Raw genomic sequence first — 1,041 nt, 5'->3', positions numbered from 1 at the left:
AATTCCCGCGCGTTGGAACGCGCGCTTTCAATCAGAGACAGCGCACACCGTACACTCAGATTGCAATTCCTGCTCTAGTCTCAGTAGCGCATTTTGGCGGGGTCGCTTTGGGGCGAATTTCCCTGATACCCAGTAATTTACAGGGAAATTTCGCGAAAAGGGTCTGAGTTCCGTCATTTCTCGGGTCAGAACCGCATATTTTACAGAGGTTTATCCTGCAAATTCCCAAAAACGTGAAGCAGGGAATTCTCTTGAGAGAACAGGGAAATGTTTAATCGGATCAGGGAGGGCGAACCCTGTATCAGGGACTCCGGATCTGAAGGTGTCAGAAGCCGAACAGGCGCTCCTGTTCAGTCCAATCAATTGGGTGGGTCACGCTGACCAGACGCTTGAGTGTGAGTTCGGGTGGTTGGGTCCCGTCGAGAATCGCGGCTTGAATCTTAGGTGAGAGAAACGCGAGCTTGGCGCGGGTGCGGATGAAGGCGCCGGGGACGCTTTCGCGGCGTGCAATCTCCATCAGTTGAACTCCGGCTTTCAGATCACGGGCCCAGCCATGGGCGCGGATCAGCATTGACCGGAGATGGGGATCGGGTTGGGGTGCCATGTCTCCGGCGATGACCTTGGCCTCTACGCCGCGACGGCGCAGATCGAAGGATGCTGTGACGTGTGTAAGATCCGGGTGCAGATGGTCCGCAGCTATGCCAAGTGCACTTCCCAGTGCTTTTCGGTTCAATTCGAGGTCGATCTGTCCTCGTGCAATTCTGCCGTTGGCCAGAATAGCAGCGCCGACCTGACCGGTTTGGCGCTGGAGCCGGGTCACTAAATCTGCAATTGACGTCTGGATCACCGCGGCTGACCCGTCCTCGGGCTGCGCCAGTACCTGGTGCGTTGCGGCCGCGTCTTGCAGATGTCTGACGATGACATCAATGACTGCGTGTTCCAGCGCCGGGCCGGGCAGTCGCCAGCCCGAGATATCCTTTCCGCCCGAGATCAATCTGTTGGAGACATAGTAGCGCAACCGTCGACCTTTGCGTGTGGGGT

1 pseudogene is annotated in these 1,041 nt (G+C 57.0%); it reads right to left on the bottom strand.

The features are described 5' to 3' along the window. Nucleotides 1-325 precede the first annotated feature (325 nt). Nucleotides 326-1,041 (bottom strand): annotated as a pseudogene (locus AB1A64_RS22335) (recombinase family protein); the annotation flags it as partial.

The sequence above is a fragment of the Ruegeria sp. ANG10 genome, from assembly GCF_040705255.1.
GTDB lineage: Bacteria > Pseudomonadota > Alphaproteobacteria > Rhodobacterales > Rhodobacteraceae > Ruegeria.
This window is presented reverse-complemented; position numbering and strand designations above follow the sequence as displayed.